This window comes from Enterobacter sp. UNJFSC 003 (genome assembly GCF_036903355.1).
Lineage (GTDB): Bacteria > Pseudomonadota > Gammaproteobacteria > Enterobacterales > Enterobacteriaceae > Enterobacter.
Genome location: NZ_JBAKHK010000123.1, coordinates 1 through 280 on the forward strand (window position 1 = coordinate 1; position 280 = coordinate 280).

General features: G+C 43.9%; 1 protein-coding gene. It reads left to right on the forward strand.

Features of this window, described 5'->3' with window-relative positions:
- Positions 1 to 108: 108 nt before the first annotated feature.
- Positions 109 to 280 (forward strand): BcsE family c-di-GMP-binding protein (locus V5P19_RS23400; RefSeq protein ID WP_334407929.1); only part of this gene is annotated, 172 nt, incomplete at its 3' end.

A 280-nucleotide genomic window follows, 5' to 3' on the forward strand; every position in this document is an offset into this window, starting at 1 on the left:
GTGACCTTCTAAATTGATTCACATGCTAAATCTGATAAGTTTTAATTTCAATGGTAGGTTTATTTCTTAGCTTTCGCTAGTAAACTGATAATCAGACAAAATGGTGACATGAGGGACATTGTGGACCCTGTATTCTCTATCGGTATCTCATCATTATGGGATGAGCTGCGACATATGCCAGCAGGCGGCGTCTGGTGGTTTAACGTCGATCGCCATGAAGATGCTATCAGTCTGGCGAATCAAACAATTGCATCCCAGGCTGAAACCGCACACGTCGCGG